The organism is Dyella kyungheensis (assembly GCF_016905005.1).
GTDB classification, from domain to species: domain Bacteria; phylum Pseudomonadota; class Gammaproteobacteria; order Xanthomonadales; family Rhodanobacteraceae; genus Dyella; species Dyella kyungheensis.
The window spans coordinates 1024302-1041585 of the sequence record NZ_JADIKC010000003.1 but is presented as its reverse complement, the minus strand read 5'-3'; the positions used below and the strand labels follow the sequence as shown (position 1 = coordinate 1041585).

Below are 17284 nucleotides of genomic sequence, written 5' to 3'. Positions count from 1 at the left end.
GCTAAGGCCATGATTTGAGAACGGCGTGAGAAATAAATGGTGATTCAAAACTAGAGGCAGTCGGTTCTTGTTCCGATTTTAGGTTTTTAGGGACCTGACTCGACTAAGTTATTGGAAGAAATTCAGCGCGTCACCTGGCGAAGTTTATCAGCCAGCTTGCTTTGCATGACGGCAAGACCTTCGTTGTTCGATAGGTATTTTAAAATTCGATGATGATTGATGTCGAAAGGAACGTCCTCAAGGGATTGCGAGATCGGAACAACGTGCTTGCCAAGTGTGTGTGCGATTCCCGTCTCGTACATAACGTTTGGATTCTTCCCAGTGAAATCAACTACGACGACGTGAGCTCGAAAAATAAGATTGAAAACATCCTGAATTACAGAACTTTCCTCCCATATGTCGTCAACACGGAGGCAACGAAATCCCGCGGAAGAGCAAGCACCCCTAATCGCCTCGTGCACAAGGGAAAAGGAAGCATTAAACGGCATCATGAGCGCGACCAAATCGGTCTCTATCGATGCGTTTTCCGGCACCTGAAAAACGTTTGGTGCAAACGTTATTCGTCGCTCAGACGGTTTTGCAGAAACGTATTGGGCCTCATCTGGATATTTTGAGCCAATATGTGTCTCGATAACCGAAAAGGCGCTCGTGTCCTGATCAGCAATGTTCTTCAGAACTTGCAATGCATTGCCGGAATAATCTTCATCACCCCACGCCAAACTCCGAAGAAGTCGGGGATGCCTACTAATTAAGTCGGAGAAGCCAGTGAGGAGACCAACCTCCTCCCAGTCGTTGGCATCGAAATGCGCAACAACTTTCTCTCTGAGAGCAAGAATCCTCTTGCCGAGGTCAAAACCAGTCACTGGCATTCTCCTAGAAATTGGCAATGTCGGCGTAAGGCGACGAGACTGATTATGACTCTTCCGAGTCCAGCTTTTTCACCAAGGACGCGCCCTTGTTGCTCCCGACATTTTTTCCAAGAATACAGCCCGCACCATGCTGGGACTGAACTTCAGGGAGAAAGGCAACAGCATCCCAGCCCTCTTCAATGGCTTCTTGGGTAAACCAAGTGCGCACTTTCTTAGAGATTTTTTTTGCCTCGTCCCCGGATTCCTGGTTGTATAGGTTTAGTACACGGTCGGCTGGGCACAACACAACGGGCTTCGCTGCGGAGCGCTCTGAAGACTTAGGAAACTTGTACGGCTTTTTTGGTTTTCGCATGAATATGCTCGACTATGTCAGTGGAGGTCGCTGTAAAACACTTGTTAACTGCCATTGGCATTCGTTCCCGCAACTTGATTTCCTGCGACCGAATCGAAAGGGGTCAGATTAATTCTGCTGGTGGTTCTAGCCTGATAGATGGCCCGCCCCCTTTCCGTCGCTTCTAACCAGGTTGAACTCGACTTCTAACATGCACCAGCCTCTTCTCCACGCAAAACTTCGACCTTTCCATAAGGCGATAGTCGAAGTGCCCTGGATTACCTTCGCAAATCTTCAAAAGGTTCACGAACTCGCGGATATCAAGCACGTGAATAAAACAATCGACTTCCGTGGCCATCTTAAACATGTCAATAAATACATCATTCCAGTCACCATCTTCAATGAACTCTGTAATAAGCACGATGCAATGAGGAGGCTTCGATAAATTGATGTCAATAACTTTCCCATCGACACTCCGTACAACATCGCCGCGTCGAACAGATTTTGTGGCTGCCCTGAGCTGACCAAGCGCCTTCTTTACGTGACCTTTCACCGTGCTAATGCGACGCTCTTGGGTCCTTTGTTTCTCCACGTTTAGCACGGAGAGGTCCTTCGCCTCAAAAAGGAAGGACCCATATTCGTAGCTTGAGATTACGTCGATGAGTTCCCGCTGCTTTATTCCTTCAACTACCTGCGGGCTATGGTGCATGGCAAAAGGAAAAACAGAATCAAGAGCCGCCCAAGTAACAGCCTCCAGGACGTCGCCTTCATTTTTATTGGCGACATCAACATCTTTATGATCAAGGACTCCGGCAACAGTTATTTTGGTTGCTACCCAAGCGCCAAATGAAAGGCCCATCTCCGCAATCGCAATTTTTTCTTGGTGTGGAACTAATAACGTATCGTCCACCGTGAAACAAAAATTATCCAATGCTCGCGAGGCTTCCTTGGTGAAGTCACCGACGTAAAGACCTCCAGGATTTTCAAGAACTTTTTTGGCCAGAAGCGCCGCGTTTCTATCTAGCATCGCTTCACTAGAGGCAACACAAAAATCCATTTCGTTGAAGAGAAATATCGGGACCCTGTCTTTCGACAAGATTCTCAGAAGCGCTACATGCTCATCCTCGTATCGCTGCACACCCGAAATAAGCAATGGCTTATCTGGCACGTCAAAGGCTCGCACCCCAGAACACAAGTAATTTTCATAACGACCAACAACAATGCTCACTTCGCAACCGACAATGATTGACTTGATCGTCGCCGTGGGAGCCTTGATCAAAATAGCCTCTTCATCACCGCCATTGGCCAAAGTGAACCACAGTGAAGCCTCCTCCGAATACATCTCACGATGAATCCTCTGACTTGGTATGTGCATTGCGCTCTCTCACCCAATCGTCCAGTTCAAACCGCTTCCCTGCATCCATCAACGCCCTCATGGTCGGCGCCTGGCCCGTCAGCCCGTCGCCTGCGCTTATCGCGGAACCGAACAAGCAACAACCAAATGGGTCGCAGCAGCCAGGAATAAACGTTGTATGAGACCCCCGTTTCTATCCGGGCAAGGTAAGCGAAAGCAAATGCTATTGCATACCTGTCAAAGGTAGTAATTGGGACAAGGGGCTTCAGAAAATTGAAAGCGCTTGTTGGCCATTGCGAGACTGAGGGTGGGATTGTTGGGTGCATCCATGCACCCAACCCTTCCGCGCTTTGCGCTCCAGGGCCAGCCTGCGGCTGTCCAAATTTGTTCCTGACAAATTTGTCGAACCCGGGTGGGTTCTCACCCAGTCTGTCCATCAGAAATGAAAACGCCCCATGCGGGGGCGTTTTCATTTCTGGCGGAGAGAGTGGGATTCGAACCCACGGTAGGCTCACACCTACGGCAGTTTTCAAGACTGCTGCCTTAAACCGCTCGGCCATCTCTCCTGATTGTTGCTGCTGACGGGGACTCCGTTAGAGCGATGTAGCTTCAGGCCCTTGTTGCCACTGGGGCGCTGGATTCCGGCGTTCGCCGGAATGACGAGCTTGCAATCCTATCAGGAATGCGGTGCCGCTCCCTGCCCTTTTTTCGACAAGGCAATCATCGCCCACAGCATGATGGCGACCGGAATGGCCGCCCCCAGCAGTGGGAGTAGCAGGATCGGTTGGCGGATCACCATGGGCACCAGCTGGGTCGCGGAGGCGAAGGCGATGATGGCGAAGCGGAGGCGGCGGCTGTGGCGGGCGAACCAGAAGGAGCCCACCACCAGTACGGTGGCGATGGCGCTGAGCACGAAGTCCACGGTGGCCATGGGGAACATGGTGACCAGGCCGAGGCGGGTGAGCAGCTCGGTGGCCAGGATCACCAGCAAGGTGTAGCTGGCGGCGAGTTCCACTTTGTCCCAGCGCTGGGTGCTCATGCCGGTGGCCTCAGGCGATCTGCGGGAGGTTGCGCAGGTACGGGCGGAGCGCGTCGGGCACGGTGATGGAGCCGTCGGCGTTCTGGTAGTTCTCCATCACGGCGACCAGGGTGCGGCCCACGGCCAGGCCGGAGCCGTTGAGCGTGTGCACCAGTTCGGGCTTGCCGGTGGTCGGGTTGCGCCAGCGGGCCTGCATGCGGCGGGCCTGGAAGTCGCCGCAGTTGGAGCACGAGGAAATTTCGCGGTAGGTGTTCTGGCTGGGCAGCCACACTTCCAGGTCGTAGGTCTTGATCGCCGAGAAGCCCATGTCGCCGGTGCACAGCAGCACCTTGCGGTACGGCAGCTGCAGCAGCTGCAGCACTTTCTCCGCGTGGCCGACCATTTCTTCGAGCTGCGCGTGCGATTGCTCGGGTGTGGCGATCTGCACCATTTCGACTTTCTCGAACTGGTGCTGGCGAATCATGCCGCGCGTGTCGCGGCCGTAGCTGCCCGCTTCGGCGCGGAAGCACATGCTGTGCGCGGTGAGGCGCATGGGCAGTGCGTCGGCTTCGACGATGCTGTCGGCGACGAGGTTGGTCAGCGCCACTTCGGCGGTGGGAATCAGGTAGCGCTTGGTTTCGTTGACCTCGGTGGAGAACAGGTCTTCCTCGAACTTCGGCAGCTGGCCGGTGCCCTTCATGGCATCGGCGTTAACGATCAACGGCACACTGCATTCGAGGTAGCCGTGCTCGCCGGTCTGCAGGTCGAGCATGAACTGCGCGAGTGCGCGATGCAGATGGGCCAGCTGGCCGCGCAGCACAGTGAAGCGCGCGCCGGACAGCTTGGCGCCGGCATCGGCATCGAGCCAGCCGTGGCGGGCACCGAGGTCGACGTGATCCTTCACCGGGAAATCGAACGTGCGCGGCGTGCCCCAGCGCAGCTGTTCGGCGTTCTGGGTTTCGTCGCTGCCCAGCGGCACGGACTCATGCGGGATATTGGGGATGCCCAGCGCGACATCGGCCAGCTTGGCCTGCACGTCCGACAAGGCGTGTTCGTTGGCCTTGAGCTTGTCGCCGATGCCGGCGACTTCGGCCATCAGCGGGGCGACGTCTTCGCCCTTGGCCTTGGCCTGGCCAATCGCCTTGGAGCGCGTGTTGCGCAGGTTCTGCAGCTCCTGCGTCTCGGTGGACAGCTGCTTGCGCTCGCTCTCCAGCGCCTCGATGGCGGCCACGTCGAGTTCGTAGCCACGGGTTTCCTTGAGGCGCGCGGCGGTTTCGGCCAGTCGCGAACGCAGCAGTGCGGGGTCCAGCATGATCAATCCAGAGGTGGGGCTTGGAATCTTGGATTATCGCTGGGGGGCGTGGTGGGGGGCAATGTTGGGGTCGGCCGTGGCACAGAGCCTGCTTTTTTGCTCGTCATCCCGGCGTGCGCCGGGATGACGAGCTAGCGTGCGCGACTGGGCTTGCCGCGGTCTACAACCGCGACCGCTGCTCGCCCCTGCCCAGCCACCAGGCCATCACCGCGCCGGCCAGCAGCCAGCCGATCACCTGTTCGATCAGGGCGGCCAGGGTGAAGTTGGTGGGGAAGCGGTACCAGTTCCAGTACGGCACCAGGGTGCTCAGCCAGGCGAACACGGCGGCGGCCAGGGCGATGCTGAGGCGCGTCATGAAGCTGAAGGCGGCCAGGCCCATCAGGAAGGCCAGTGCGAGCGCCGACAAGGTATCGGACGCCCATTGCCGTGGCAGTGTTCCGCTCATGTCGGACAGGTCATCGCCCTGCGGCATATAGACCACCAGGGCATACGGCGACGCCTTGGCCTTGGTCGAATAGGCGTCCATCACGGTCTTGTCGTGCATCTTGGCCGGGTCGACCGAGGGAAGCACGAACACGCCGGCTTGCTCGCCCAGGCCCGGGCGCAAGCTGCCCAGTACGGCGTCTTCGGCCACGGGTTGCCGCATGCCGACATCGCCCAGCCCCAGCGCCATATGTGCCACGGCGCCCCAGATGAACATCACGATGCCGCCCATCAGTGCTGCTACCAGTACTCGCATGGCTCGCTCTCCCTCGATACCTACGGTGGCGCGAATCTATGCCCGCCGCCCGGGGTGCCGCAAGGTCTTGCGCAGCAACGGTCAGCCGATGCGGCTTGCAGTGACTGGCAGTTCGCCGAGGCGACGCATCTCCGGCTCGTCCCATAGCGAGGGGTCGTCCAGATAGGCCAGCGCGAAGTCATGCGCATCGCCACCCCAGAATAGACGGCCATCCAGCGACAGCGTGGGCACGCCGAACACACCATCGGCCATGCTCGCATCGAAGTTGGCGCGCAATTGCGCCTTCACCGCGGGATCGCTGATGGCGGCAGCCGGATCGGCGATGCCCAGGCGCGCCGCCACCGGCGCCAGCGCTTCGATGCTATCGCCCAGGTTGCCCTGCGCCCAGATCCAATCGAAGATCGCATCCGTCGCTTCCACCGTGCTGCCGCAGGCAATGCATAGTCGCAGCGCCGCCAGCGGATTGAACGGATGCGCCGGCGGAAACCGCAGTGGCTGGCCTTGCTGGCGCGCGCGCCACAGCACATGGCGATAAATGAATTCGCGTTTGCCGGGTATCTCGGCGGGGCCTTTCTGGCCGATCCGGTCCAGCACGCCGGCGAACAGAATCGGTCGCAGCGTGACTGGGCGGGATGCGGCCAGCAGCTTCAGCTTCGGCCATTGCAGCCAGGCGTACGGCGAGATGAAATCGAAATACCAGACTATGGACATACCTGTTCCCTCAGTCGTGTGGTGAGCACTCACTCGCCGCGCGCCTTGCGTCGTGCTTCGCGCAGGCTCAGCAGTTTTTCGCGCAGTTGCAGTTCCAGGCCGCGCTCGACCGGTTCGTAGAACACGGTGCCGTCCAGCGCATCGGGCAGGCATTGCTGGTCGAGCGCGATGCCGCCGTCGCTGTCGTGGTCGTACTGATAGCCCTGCCCGTAGCCCAGCCCCTTCATCAACTTGGTGGGGGCGTTGCGCAGATGCATGGGCACGTCGAGCGTGCCGGTTTGCTGCACCACCGCGCGCGCCGCGTTGTACGCCTTGTAGGCGGCATTGCTCTTGGGCGCGATGGCGAGCCAGATGGCCAGTTGCGCGAGACCCAGTTCGCCTTCGGGGCTGCCCAGGCGCTCGTAGGTATCCCATGCATCCAGTGCCATGCGCCAGGCGCGTGGTTCGGCCAGGCCGACGTCTTCCACCGCCATGCGCGTCATGCGGCGTGCGAGGTAAAGCGGATCGACGCCGCCGTCGAGCATGCGCGTCAACCAATACACGGCGGCATCCGGATCGGAGGAGCGCACGGATTTGTGCAGCGCCGAGATCTGGTCGTAGAACTGCTCGCCGCCCTTGTCGAAGCGGCGCGTGCGGTCGGCCAGCACCTGGGTCAGCGTGGTGTCGTCGATGCGATGGTCTTCGGCCAGTTCGGAGGCGATTTCCAGCAGCGTGAGCGCGCGGCGCACGTCGCCATCGGCGGCCTGGGCGATCAGCCGGAGCGATTCGTCGGCGACATCCAGCTGCATGCTGCCGAGGCCGCGCTCGTTGTCGTCCAGCGCGCGCTTGAGCGCCATCACGATGTCGTCGATCGTGACCGATTCCAGCACGTGCACGCGGCAACGCGACAGCAACGCGGAGTTGAGTTCGAACGAGGGGTTTTCGGTGGTGGCGCCGACGAAGATGATCACGCCGCGCTCGATATGCGGCAGGAACGCATCCTGCTGCGCCTTGTTGAAGCGATGCACCTCGTCCACGAACAACACCGTGCGACGACCCTGGGCAAACTTCACCTCGGCCTCGGCCAACGCCTTGCGCACATCGGGCAGGCCCGACATCACGGCTGAAATGGCACGGAAATCCGCATCGGCATAGCGCGCCACCAGCAAGGCCAGGGTGGTCTTGCCGCAACCGGGCGGTCCCCACAGGATCATCGAGTGCACGCGGCCGGCTTCCAGCGCGCGGCGCAAGGCCTTGCCGGGAGCCAGCACACGCTGCTGGCCCACGATTTCATCCAGGGTGCGCGGCCGCATGCGTTCGGCCAGGGGTTTGAGATCGTCGGGCTCTGCAAACAGGCCCGGCGCGTCGAACATATCGCTGCGTGACATGCCGGGCATGATAGGACATCAGGCCGGCGGGGGCCGCATGCCCCCGGCCACCTCAGGGTTTCCGATCGCCCTCGCGCCCCTGGCGCAGCAGGCTGAAGGCCATGCCGGCCACCACCAGCGCACCCAGCGCCAGCACCACCCACAGCAAGGGCTTGGTCCAGTCGTAGGGCACCTTGGGCGCGTCCAGTGCCGACGGGCCCGCCTCGTCCACACGCGGTCCCAACTGCGCCACGGGCGGCAGCCAGGTCTCGTCGTGCTGGCTGCGCAAGCGGCTCAAGGCCTCGTCCACCGGATAGTCGCCGCGGCGTGCGGCATAGCTGCCGGCGAGCAATCGGTACGGCGCGCTGCCTTCGGCAAGGAAGACGTACTGCGGCGGAATCCAGCCGGCGCGCAGCGTGGGTGCACCCGCCAGTGGCGTGTCGCTGTGCACGCGGAGATGCTTGATGGTGCGGACGCCGATGGCGGCCGTGGCCTCGCCGCTCTTGCCGCCCGCGCGAACCAGGTCGAGCGTCGCCGCTTCCGTCCAGGTCGACGCATCCGCGCCCTGCGCCAATACATGCACGCGAGCGGCGTTGTTGGCGGCCGGCAACGCGACCGTCACCGATTCCACCGGCAGCGCGGCCGGCAATTCATAGTCGTAGTCCGCGGCGCCCTGCCCGCTCTCCTTGGCCACCAGCCATTGCAGCTGCGAGGCGTGTTCGGCGGCCGCGTCGGTGTAGCCGCCGGTCAGCCGCGCGATGGGCGCGTGGCCGGCGCTCCAGTCGACCTGGCCATCGGACAGCCGCACGCGGTAATAGCGATACGGGTCGTTGCTTGAGACGTCGGCGTTCAATTGTTCGACCTGATCCTCTTCGCCATGCACGCGAGTCAGGCTGAGGTCGGAGGCCAGCAGGCTCCACTGGCGCAGGTCGTTGCTGCCTTCCACCATCACGCGAAGCTGGAAATCCTCGCTCAGCGATGCGGGATCGAGCGCCAGCTGATCCAGGTTCATCGCGCGGCCTGCATCGAGCAGCCATGCATCCGGACGCTGCACGGCAGCGGCGCGATCGGTCTGGCTGATCACGATGCCGCCATCGGTGTTGCGTTCCACCTTCACGCTGTCGGCCGACGCGGCGGACACCGGCAAGGGAAGCAGCCGCGCTGATGCCTCGAACGGGTGACTGGTCGGCGGCGACGGCGGCAGCGGTGCGAACGGCACGGGCCGGCCCAACGCATTCACCACGATCAGGTCGCGCAGGTCCGCACCCGGCTTGACCGAGGCGTAGACCTCCGGCGTCAACACCACGCGATAGGCCTCGCCGGCGGTTTTCGTATCGAGTGCAAACGCGTACGCGTAATCCGCCGCGTTGTCGGCCCGCGCCGCAGCCACGGGCAACATCACGGCAAGCGCAATCCAGCGAACGTCAAGGCGCATGCCCGGTCTCCTCCATAGACGATGAACGGCGCGGCGGAGCCGGCGCCAGGTATCCAATGACACTGCACAACAAGCCAAAGGCAATGAACGAACCGATGCCGAACAAATTGCCCAGCTGACGACGGTCGAGCAGGATCAACTTGGCCAGTACCACGCCCATCAGGATTGCGCCGGCCAGCCAGAACAGGCGATGGCCGTGCTTCGATCCCCACACCCAGGCAAACAGGCCCAGCACGCTCCACACCACGGTGAGCGACATCTGCGCGACGCTGGAATCGATCAGCTCGTCGCCCCACGGCACGCCACCCAGTTGATGGACCGCACGCAAGGTGATGCTGGTGGCGAGTGCCAGCACGATGCCGCCAAGCACGGGACCGCGACTGCGTTGCAACAGTGCAGGCAGCGATGGCTCGGCCAGCCACGCCGCATAAGCCAGGGCGATCAACAGCAGCAACAGCTCCAGCGGATTGAGCAGCGGTATGTAACGCAAGGGCGCCGCGTCGCCGGCAAGGAACAAGGCTGCGAAACCGGCCAGCCCCAGCACCGCCAGCAGCGAATACTTCAGCGGGGGTAGCCACAGCGACATGGTCTGCTGCATCGGCGCCGCGAACAGACGAGGCCGCGCGTGCGCCACCGCGAACGCGATCAGCAACGGTGCGAAACTCAACAGGCCGGTCCAGCTGTCGGACAGCCAGCGCAGGCGATCCAGCGACACCGCGATCCCAACCGCCGCCAGCAGCACCCATCGCCACAGCCACAGTCCCTGCGCTGCGGCGCCGGCCCAGGCGGTATCGCGCAGGTTCTGCAACGTGCGCCAGCCCAGGCCCGCGGCGAACAACACTGCGAGCAGATTCCAGCCTCGCCACGGTTGCTGGTGATAGCTGCCGGCAAACAGGATCAACACGAGCATGGCGGTCATGAAAGCCACCGGGGTCCACAGCAACGCGGCGCCCAGCTCGGGCGTGGAACGGTAACGAGTCGCTTCCGCCACACCCCATGCCGTGAATGCCAGCCAGGCAAACCAGGCCGCGAACAGGTTCGTATCCGGCACGAAATGCGCGATCTCCTGCGCACTCGCCGCCAGCCACCAGAGCATCGCCCAGGCAAACAGCGCCACCGAGACCACGCGATACAGCACGCGTCCCGCACTCCCTCGCGAAAACAGACCGCTGCTGACGAAGCCGGCGATCACGATCATCAACGCACTGATGCAATGCCGGTTGAGCACCGGCCACGCGCCATAAGCGCCATGCATGGACTCGTTGATCAACAACGCGCATGCGGCGAAAAACTGCAGCGCCACGCCGCTCCAGGTGGCCAGCCAACGCCGCTGGCGCAAGCCCAGCCAGATCAGGCCGGCGCCTTCGAGCGCGAAGATGCTGCCGGTCACGTCCGCACGCAGCGCCAGCGGCACGGTCAGCGTGGCCAACGCCACTGCCAGCACGGCCCAGGTATCGCGCAGCAGTCGCATGGCCGGCTGGCGACGCGAAACGTAGGCAACGCCCAGATAGATCGCTGCTGCCACCAGCGTGGAAATCGCCAGCGCCTTGCCATCCCAGCGCAACAGCGCGCCCTGCAGCAGCAGGCTGATCAACGGATTGCCGAACATCAGGCAGCCGTCGATCACCAGTCGCCGATCCACCGGCGCACGCACCACATGCAGCCAGGGAATGATCAGGTAGAACAGGAAGTTCAAGATCAGGAACGGCTCGGTACTGGCGAACAGCGCAGGTTGGTAGCTCAGCACGCCCCACGCCGTACCGACGGCAAACGTGGCGATGAAACCCAGCAGGTTGAGCACGCGCCACGAGCGCTTCCACGCAATGCCCAGGATGGCGACGTTGAGCACCGCGTAGTAACCGAACAGCGCCACGTGGCTGCCGGTGCCGGTGGAGACCAGGATCGGCGCCGCGAAACCGGCGAGCAGGCCGAGCACGGCCAACGCCAGCGCATCCTGCATCACCGCAAGCACGCCGACACCAGCCACCAACACCACCAGCAAAACGAATGCAGCGGTGGCTGGCAGCAAGTCGTAAAGACGGAACGCAGCGAACACCGTCATCAGCAGCACGCCGATGGCGCCGCCCTGCAGGGACAAGGCGAAGACACGCTGCTTGTCGCGCTGGCGCCAGCCGAAGGCCAGGCCGGCCAGCGCGGCCAACGCCACCATCGCCACACGCAGGCCGATCGGTACGCGCAGCATGCCGGCATCCGCCGCGTACTTGAGCAAGGCAGCCACGCCGGCAAACAACACCAGCATGCCGATCTTCACCGGCACGTTGCCTTCGGTGAACCAGCTCCACACGCGTTTGGCGAGGCGGTCAAACACCGAGGGCTGCGCTGGCATACGCGGCGGGGTCTCGGCGGCAGGCCAGGCAGCGGGTTTCGGTAAGGAAGGCGCCGTCGCCTCGATGGGAACAGGGGCTGGCGCGGCAGCGACGGGCGCAACCGGCGGCGCAGCCTCACGAGGCGTCTCGCTCGGCTCGTGCGCACTCGTCCACCGATATTCCGCATTGGCGGGTGGCGTCGGCGCGGCCTGGGCCAGCTGCGCACGCAGGGCCTTCAGCTCACGCGACAGATCCACCTGCCTGCTCCACAGCAAGCCCAAGGCCGCACCGCCCAAGGTGCCGGCCAGGCCACCGGACGACGCCAGTGCGCCCAATACGGCGCCAATCACTATCCATAGAAAAACCATGACCATCCTTCTCCAGCTGCGCCGGTGTGTCATGGCGCCAGTGTGACACGGACGGCCCGCAAGCCGCCGTGTCACCCCTTGGCGTTCGGAGCAATCCTAGCGGCGGCGTGCTTCCGCCCGCTGCTCCATCCAGTCGTACAGCACGGGCAACAGCAGCAAGGTCAGCAGCGTCGAGGTAAGCAAGCCGCCCACCACCACGGTCGCCAGCGGCCGCTGCGTTTCAGCGCCGACGCCGCTGGAAAGCAGCATCGGCACCAGGCCCAGGATCGCCACGCTGGCGGTCATCAGCACGGGACGCAGACGCAGCGCCGTGCCGCGAAGCACCGCCTCGCGCACACCCATGCCCCTGGCCCGCTGCTCGTTGAGAAAACTCACCAGCACGATGCCGTTCAACATCGCCACGCCGAACACCGCGATGAAACCGATCGCCGAGGGCACCGACAGATACTGCCCGGTGATCGCCAACGCCACGATGCCACCGATGGTGGCGAACGGCACGTTGGCGAGGATCAACGCGGCGTATTTCATCGAATTGAACGCGGTGTAGAGCAGCACGAAGATGAAGAAGATCGTGGCGGGCACGATCAAGGCCAGACGCTTCAACGCACGCTGCTGGTTCTCGAAGGCACCGCCCCACTCCGTGTAATAGCCGGTCGGCAGCTTCACTTGTTGCGCCAGCTTGGCGTTCGCCTCCTGCACGAAGCCGTCGATATCGCGACCGCGTACGTCCATCTGGATCACCGCATAGCGTTGCAGCTGTTCGCGCCGGATGAAGGAGTAACCCTCCGCCTCGGTGACCTCGGCCACCTGCGACAGTTGCACCAGCGCACCGCCCGGCGCCTGGATCGGAATGCGCTGGATCGCCTGCAGGGAACGCTTGTCGCTGTCGTTCAGGCGCACGGCGATGTCGAAGCGCTTCACGCCGTCGATCAGCGTACTCACCGGTTCGCCGCCGATGCCGTTGCGTACCACCGTGAGCACGTCGCCCGCGTTGAGGCCGTAGCGCGCGAGTGCCTCGCGATCTACCCGGACGCGTATCTGCGGCTTGCCCATGTTCGGCTCCAGGGCAAGGTCAGCCACGCCGGGCACCTGGCTTAGCGTGTTCTTGATCTGTGCGCTTAGACGATCCAACTCACCCAGATCGTCGCCATAGAGTTTCAATGCCAGGGTGGCGCGCACGCCGGAGATCAACTCTTCGATGCGCATCTGGATCGGCTGCGTGTAACTCACCACGGCCGTGGGCAGCACGGCGGAAAGTTCGCGCTGCATGTCCGTCTCGATGCTCTCCAGCGTCCGGCCCTTGCGCCACTGCTCGCGTGGTTTGAGCGGCGTGTACACCTCCATGTAGTTCACGTCGGCGGTCTCGCCCTTTTCGGCGCGGCCGATCATCGCCAGCGTGGTTTCCACTTCGGGAAACGAGGCCTTGATGCGCGTGGCGACCTGTCGCGAGAGATCGATCGATTCCTCCAGCGAGGCCGACGGAATGGAGGTGATGCGCCACATGATCGCGCCCTCCTTCAGGTTCGGCATGAATTCCTTGCCGAGGAAAGGAAACAACGCAAGGCTGCCCAGCAATGCAGCGCCCGCCACACCAAGCACCCAGCGTCGCCGCCGCAATGCCCACGCCAGCACGACGCCGTAGCGCGTCTTCAGGAAGCTCACCAGGCGCGTATCGCGTTCGTGCTTGGGCTTGAGCGCAAGCGCGGCGAGCACGGGCACCAGCGTCAAGGCGAGGATCAGCGAACCCGCCATGGCGAAGCTGATGTTGAAGGCCATCGGCTTGAACATCTTGCCTTCCAGGCCCTGCAGACTGAACAGCGGCAGGAACACCACGATGATGATCACGATAGCGAATGCGATGGGGCTTGCCACTTCCCTCGCCGCCGCCAGCACGGCGGCACTGCGGTCCACCGGCTCACCCTGCGCCTTGCGTTCGGCCATGATGCGGAAGGCGTTCTCCACCATCACCACCGCGCCGTCCACCATCATGCCGATACCGATGGCCAGTCCCGCCAGCGACATCAGGTTGGCCGACAAACCGGCCTGCTCCATGCAGATGAAGGCGATCAGCATGGCCAGCGGCAAGGTGACGACCACCACCAGCGCACTGCGCCATTCGCCAAGGAACAGGAACAGCACGATGGCCACCAGGATCGAACCTTCCACCAGCGCGCGCACCGCCGTGCCCACCGCCTTGTTGACCAGGTCGGTGCGCTCGTAAACGGGTTTGATCACCACGCCATCGGGCAAGGCCTGCTGCACGGTGCCGAGCTTGCCCTTGACCGCATCCACCACGCTCTTGGCGTTTTCGCCGATGCGCGACAGCGCCTGGCCCATCACCACTTCCTTGCCATCGCGCGTCACGGCGCCGGTGCGCGGCGCGCCGGCTTCTTCCACGGTGGCCACGTCGCGCACGTAGACCGGCGTGCCGTCCTCGGTCCTGAGCACGATCTGGCCGATGTCGCGGGCGCTCTGCACAAGACCCAGCCCACGCACCAGATACTGCTCGCGCCCGATATCGACAAAGTTGCCGCCGACCTGCGCATTGTTTGCCTGCAATGCCTCGATCACGTCCTTGAAGCCGAGGCCATGGGCGATCAGCTTCATCGGATCGATGCGCACCTGATACTGCTTCTGCTGTCCGCCCCACGAGGTCACGTCGTCGACGCCGGGCGCCGTGCGCAGCATCAGGCGGATGGTCCAGTCCTGCAGCGTGCGCAGGTCGCTGTCGCTGGGGGCACCTTTGAGTGTTTCGTCCGCGCGTTCCACGGTGTACCAGAACACCTGGCCAAGGCCGGAGGTGTTGGGTCCCATTTCGGGCTTGCCGTAGCCCGCGGGCAAACGGTCGCCCACCTGCTGCAAGCGTTCGTTGACCAGCTGGCGTGCGAAGTAGATGTCCATGTCGTCGCTGAAATACACCGAGACATAGGACAAGCCGAACAGGCTGACCGAGCGCACCTCTTCGACGTTTGGCAGGCCGGCCAGCGCGGATTCGACGGGCGTGGTGAGCAGCGATTCCACGTCTTCGGCGGCAAGGCCCGGCGCTTCGGTGTAGACGTTGACCTGCACGGGCGTGACGTCGGGAAACGCGTCGATGGGCAGCTTGCGCAGCGCTTGATAGCCCAGCACGCCGATCACCGCGAAGGCGATCAACACCAGCAGCTTGTAGCGCAGGGAGAGTTCGACCAGACGCGAGAGCATCAGTCTTCTCCCAGTTGCGAGCGCAGCAAGCGCGCCTTGAGCGCAAACGCGCCCTTGCTGACGTACGAGGCGCCGGGCTTGAGGCCCTCGCGTATCTCCACCCAGCCATCGCGGGTATCGCCCAGTTGCACGGCCACCGGTTCGAACGCACCGCTGCCCGTGGCGACGAACACGGTGGACTGGTTCTGCAACAGCACCACCGCTTCGACCGGCACGGCGAGCGCGCTGCGTCCGCCCACCGCGATGCGCGCGTCGACCAGTTCGCCTGGGTGCAACAGGTCGCGACGGTTGTCCACCGCCATGCGCACCGCCACGGTGCGGGTCTTTTCATCGGTCTGATGGGAACGCTGCACGACTTTGGCGGGCAGGCTCTGCTCGTGGACAAGCACGCGCGCCGCCGCATCCGGCTTGACGCGCCCCGCATCGAACGGCGGCAGTTGTGCTTCGACCCAGACCGAGTCCTCCTTCACCAGGGTGAACAAGGTGCGTCCCGCATCGACGCGCTCGCCCACCAGGAACGCATCGCTGGTGATGCGTCCATCGGTAGGCGCGAGCAGCGCATAGCTACCGTCCGCGCCTGCGGAACCGGCACGCAATACGCCCTGGATCTGCCCGTCCGACAAGCCATAGGCACGCAGCCGCGCACGCGCCTGGTCGCGCTGCACCTGCACTTCCGTGTAGCGGCGCCCGGACACGGCTTGCGAGCCCAGCGCGGAGACGCGACGCCAATCCTGCTCGGCCACGATCAGCGCGCCCTGCGTTTCGGCCACCTGCACGCTGGACAACATCACCAGCGGTTGCCCGGCCTTCACCACGTCGCCCAGCTTCACCTTGCGCGACAACACCATCGATTCGATGCGCGGCGATACCAGCACGGTCGAATAGGCGTCCACTTTGACTTCGCCGGGCGCCTTGATCTCTTCGGCCAGTTCGCGCGTGGCGAGTTTGGAAACCACGATGCCCGCGTCCTGCATGGCGCGGGCGTCCAGCGTCAGCGGGGCCTGCTGTGCGAAGGATGCACTTGCGGCCAACGACAACATGAGCGCGCACGAAGCGCGTTGAAAGATCCGTGTCATGGGGAAGCCTCCTGGGTGCGGCCATCGAGCCAGTCGGTGAGGCGACCGGCGGCGGCGAGATAGTCGAGCCAGGCCTGCCAGGCCTGGCTTTCGAGCGCGAGGGCAGACAGCGCCGTGTCGAGGTTTTGCTTGAGCTGCACGAGATAGTCGGAGGTGCTGATTTCGCCGGCTCGCCAGAGTTTTTCGAGCAAGGCGGCGCGATCCTCGAACGCGGCGGCACGCCCGGCACGGAACGCATTCCCCGCAGCAAGCAACGCGTCGTAGCGCGACTGCGTTTCGCGAAGCGAGGCGCGAGTCACCAGTTGCCGGGCGCGCAACGTGGCGGCCGCCGCACCGGCTTCGGCGATGGCGGCATCGATTTCCGCGCGACCGCTGTTGAGCACCGGCAACGGCATGGACACGCTGACGCCGATGACCTGATCGGTCCGGGCGCCCGTATTCACCCGGCCACCGGTCAGGCTGACTGTTGGGTCAGGCAGACGTGCCGCGCGCGCCACCGCAATGCCTGCCTGCGCCCCCGCCTCGTCGGCCCGCAGCTTGACCAGCTCCGGCTGCTCGTCGAGCGCGGCCGGCACGATGCTGGCCGAGGCGGGCGGCAGTCCCGCGGGCAATGGTGGCGGCGTCACCGCGTCGCCTGCGATCGCTTCGAGCGCGGCCCGCGCCATCGCTTCGTTGCCCGCCAGCGAGGCCTGCTGGATCTGCGCCTCGCCCAGGGCCAGGCCCGCGAGGTCGCGCTCCGGACTGCTGATGTCGCCTACGGCGAGGCGTTCGGCGGCCAACGCATCGAAACGGCGCATCAGGCTCACCCGATGCTCGCCCAGTTCGCGCTGGCGGGCCGCGAGTGCCGCGCTCGACCAAGCCTTCAGCCAGCGCGAGGCAATGTCACGGCGCAACAGTTCATACGACGCTTCGCGACTGCGCTGCTCAGCCTCGGCCTGAGAGGTCCGCGCGCGCCGCTTGCCGGACAGATCGAGCGGCAGCGACAGCCCGGCGGTGCGACGGTCGACGTCCGCGTTCTCGGCTTCGAGCGACAGCGAGGGGTTGTAGACGGGTTGCGAAGCCGCACGCAGCCGCGCATTCGCTGCTTCGACATCGGCACGGGCGGCCTGTACCTCGGGACTCGCCTCCCATACGCGCTGCATCGCGTTTCGGAGGGGCGCGGTGACCGGCGCCTCGCCTTCGACGGGCGACGCCAAG

13 protein-coding genes and 1 tRNA gene are annotated in these 17284 nt (G+C 63.4%); all 14 read right to left on the bottom strand.

Annotated elements, in window-relative coordinates:
• Nucleotides 1-122: 122 nt before the first annotated feature.
• The 14 genes from ISP20_RS09405 to ISP20_RS09340 all read right to left on the bottom strand — a co-directional run bounded on the left by ISP20_RS09405 (nt 123) and on the right by ISP20_RS09340 (nt 17229).
• The gene (locus ISP20_RS09405; protein ID WP_204635763.1) at nt 123-863 is read right to left on the bottom strand and encodes a hypothetical protein; all 741 of its coding nucleotides are present in this window, start codon (nt 861-863) and stop codon (nt 123-125) included.
• Nucleotides 864-912: 49 nt separating this feature from the next.
• Entirely contained in the window at nt 913-1221 is a 309-nt protein-coding gene (locus ISP20_RS09400; protein ID WP_204635762.1) for a hypothetical protein, read from the bottom strand.
• 163 nt (nt 1222-1384) lie between these two features.
• Complete coding sequence (locus tag ISP20_RS09395; RefSeq protein ID WP_204635761.1) at nt 1385-2542, bottom strand: hypothetical protein; 1158 nt, start codon at nt 2540-2542, stop codon at nt 1385-1387.
• A gap of 488 nt (nt 2543-3030) precedes the next feature.
• A tRNA-Ser gene (locus ISP20_RS09390) sits at nt 3031-3120 on the bottom strand.
• Between the two features lie 110 nt (nt 3121-3230).
• Nucleotides 3231-3593 carry an LrgA gene (locus tag ISP20_RS09385; RefSeq protein ID WP_204635760.1) on the bottom strand — a complete coding sequence of 121 codons (363 nt, stop codon included), beginning with the start codon at nt 3591-3593 and terminating at the stop codon, nt 3231-3233.
• Between the two features lie 10 nt (nt 3594-3603).
• The gene (gene serS, locus ISP20_RS09380; protein ID WP_204635759.1) at nt 3604-4884 is read right to left on the bottom strand and encodes a serine--tRNA ligase; all 1281 of its coding nucleotides are present in this window, start codon (nt 4882-4884) and stop codon (nt 3604-3606) included.
• Nucleotides 4885-5044: 160 nt separating this feature from the next.
• Nucleotides 5045-5623, bottom strand: coding sequence for a hypothetical protein (locus ISP20_RS09375; protein ID WP_204635758.1), 579 nt, complete (start codon nt 5621-5623; stop codon nt 5045-5047).
• A gap of 81 nt (nt 5624-5704) precedes the next feature.
• Nucleotides 5705-6334, bottom strand: a complete 630-nt coding sequence (locus ISP20_RS09370) for a 2-hydroxychromene-2-carboxylate isomerase (RefSeq protein ID WP_204635757.1) — start codon at nt 6332-6334, stop codon at nt 5705-5707.
• Nucleotides 6335-6363: 29 nt separating this feature from the next.
• A complete protein-coding gene (locus tag ISP20_RS09365) occupies nt 6364-7710 on the bottom strand; it encodes a replication-associated recombination protein A (protein ID WP_460475249.1) in 1347 nt (448 codons plus the stop codon).
• Between the two features lie 43 nt (nt 7711-7753).
• Complete coding sequence (locus ISP20_RS09360) at nt 7754-9115, bottom strand: DUF3999 family protein (protein WP_204635756.1); 1362 nt, start codon at nt 9113-9115, stop codon at nt 7754-7756.
• A complete protein-coding gene (locus ISP20_RS09355; protein ID WP_239535461.1) occupies nt 9105-11810 on the bottom strand; it encodes a DUF2339 domain-containing protein in 2706 nt (901 codons plus the stop codon). Before ISP20_RS09355 ends, ISP20_RS09360 begins: the two co-directional genes overlap by 11 nt.
• A 96-nt stretch (nt 11811-11906) precedes the next feature.
• Entirely contained in the window at nt 11907-15011 is a 3105-nt protein-coding gene (locus ISP20_RS09350; RefSeq protein ID WP_204635754.1) for an efflux RND transporter permease subunit, read from the bottom strand.
• A complete protein-coding gene (locus tag ISP20_RS09345; protein WP_204635753.1) occupies nt 15011-16087 on the bottom strand; it encodes an efflux RND transporter periplasmic adaptor subunit in 1077 nt (358 codons plus the stop codon). The genes ISP20_RS09350 and ISP20_RS09345 overlap by 1 nt, the downstream gene beginning before the upstream one ends.
• Nucleotides 16084-17229 (bottom strand): TolC family protein, encoded by a 1146-nt coding sequence (locus tag ISP20_RS09340; RefSeq protein WP_239535459.1) that lies wholly within the window; start codon nt 17227-17229, stop codon nt 16084-16086. The genes ISP20_RS09345 and ISP20_RS09340 overlap by 4 nt, the downstream gene beginning before the upstream one ends.
• Nucleotides 17230-17284 lie beyond the last annotated feature (55 nt).

Excerpts from the sequence above, each read along its gene's own strand:
- ISP20_RS09400 (WP_204635762.1), bottom strand. The coding sequence starts at position 1,221 with ATGCGAAAACCAAAAAAGCCGTACAAGTTTCCTAAGTCTTCAGAGCGC.
- ISP20_RS09395 (WP_204635761.1), bottom strand. The coding sequence starts at position 2,542 with ATGTATTCGGAGGAGGCTTCACTGTGGTTCACTTTGGCCAATGGCGGT.
- ISP20_RS09385 (WP_204635760.1), bottom strand. The coding sequence starts at position 3,593 with ATGAGCACCCAGCGCTGGGACAAAGTGGAACTCGCCGCCAGCTACACC.
- serS (WP_204635759.1), bottom strand. The coding sequence starts at position 4,884 with ATGCTGGACCCCGCACTGCTGCGTTCGCGACTGGCCGAAACCGCCGCG.
- ISP20_RS09375 (WP_204635758.1), bottom strand. The coding sequence starts at position 5,623 with ATGCGAGTACTGGTAGCAGCACTGATGGGCGGCATCGTGATGTTCATC.
- ISP20_RS09370 (WP_204635757.1), bottom strand. The coding sequence starts at position 6,334 with ATGTCCATAGTCTGGTATTTCGATTTCATCTCGCCGTACGCCTGGCTG.
- ISP20_RS09365 (WP_460475249.1), bottom strand. The coding sequence starts at position 7,710 with ATGCCCGGCATGTCACGCAGCGATATGTTCGACGCGCCGGGCCTGTTT.
- ISP20_RS09360 (WP_204635756.1), bottom strand. The coding sequence starts at position 9,115 with ATGCGCCTTGACGTTCGCTGGATTGCGCTTGCCGTGATGTTGCCCGTG.
- ISP20_RS09355 (WP_239535461.1), bottom strand. The coding sequence starts at position 11,810 with ATGGTTTTTCTATGGATAGTGATTGGCGCCGTATTGGGCGCACTGGCG.
- ISP20_RS09350 (WP_204635754.1), bottom strand. The coding sequence starts at position 15,011 with ATGCTCTCGCGTCTGGTCGAACTCTCCCTGCGCTACAAGCTGCTGGTG.
- ISP20_RS09345 (WP_204635753.1), bottom strand. The coding sequence starts at position 16,087 with ATGACACGGATCTTTCAACGCGCTTCGTGCGCGCTCATGTTGTCGTTG.
- ISP20_RS09340 (WP_239535459.1), bottom strand. The coding sequence starts at position 17,229 with ATGCAGCGCGTATGGGAGGCGAGTCCCGAGGTACAGGCCGCCCGTGCC.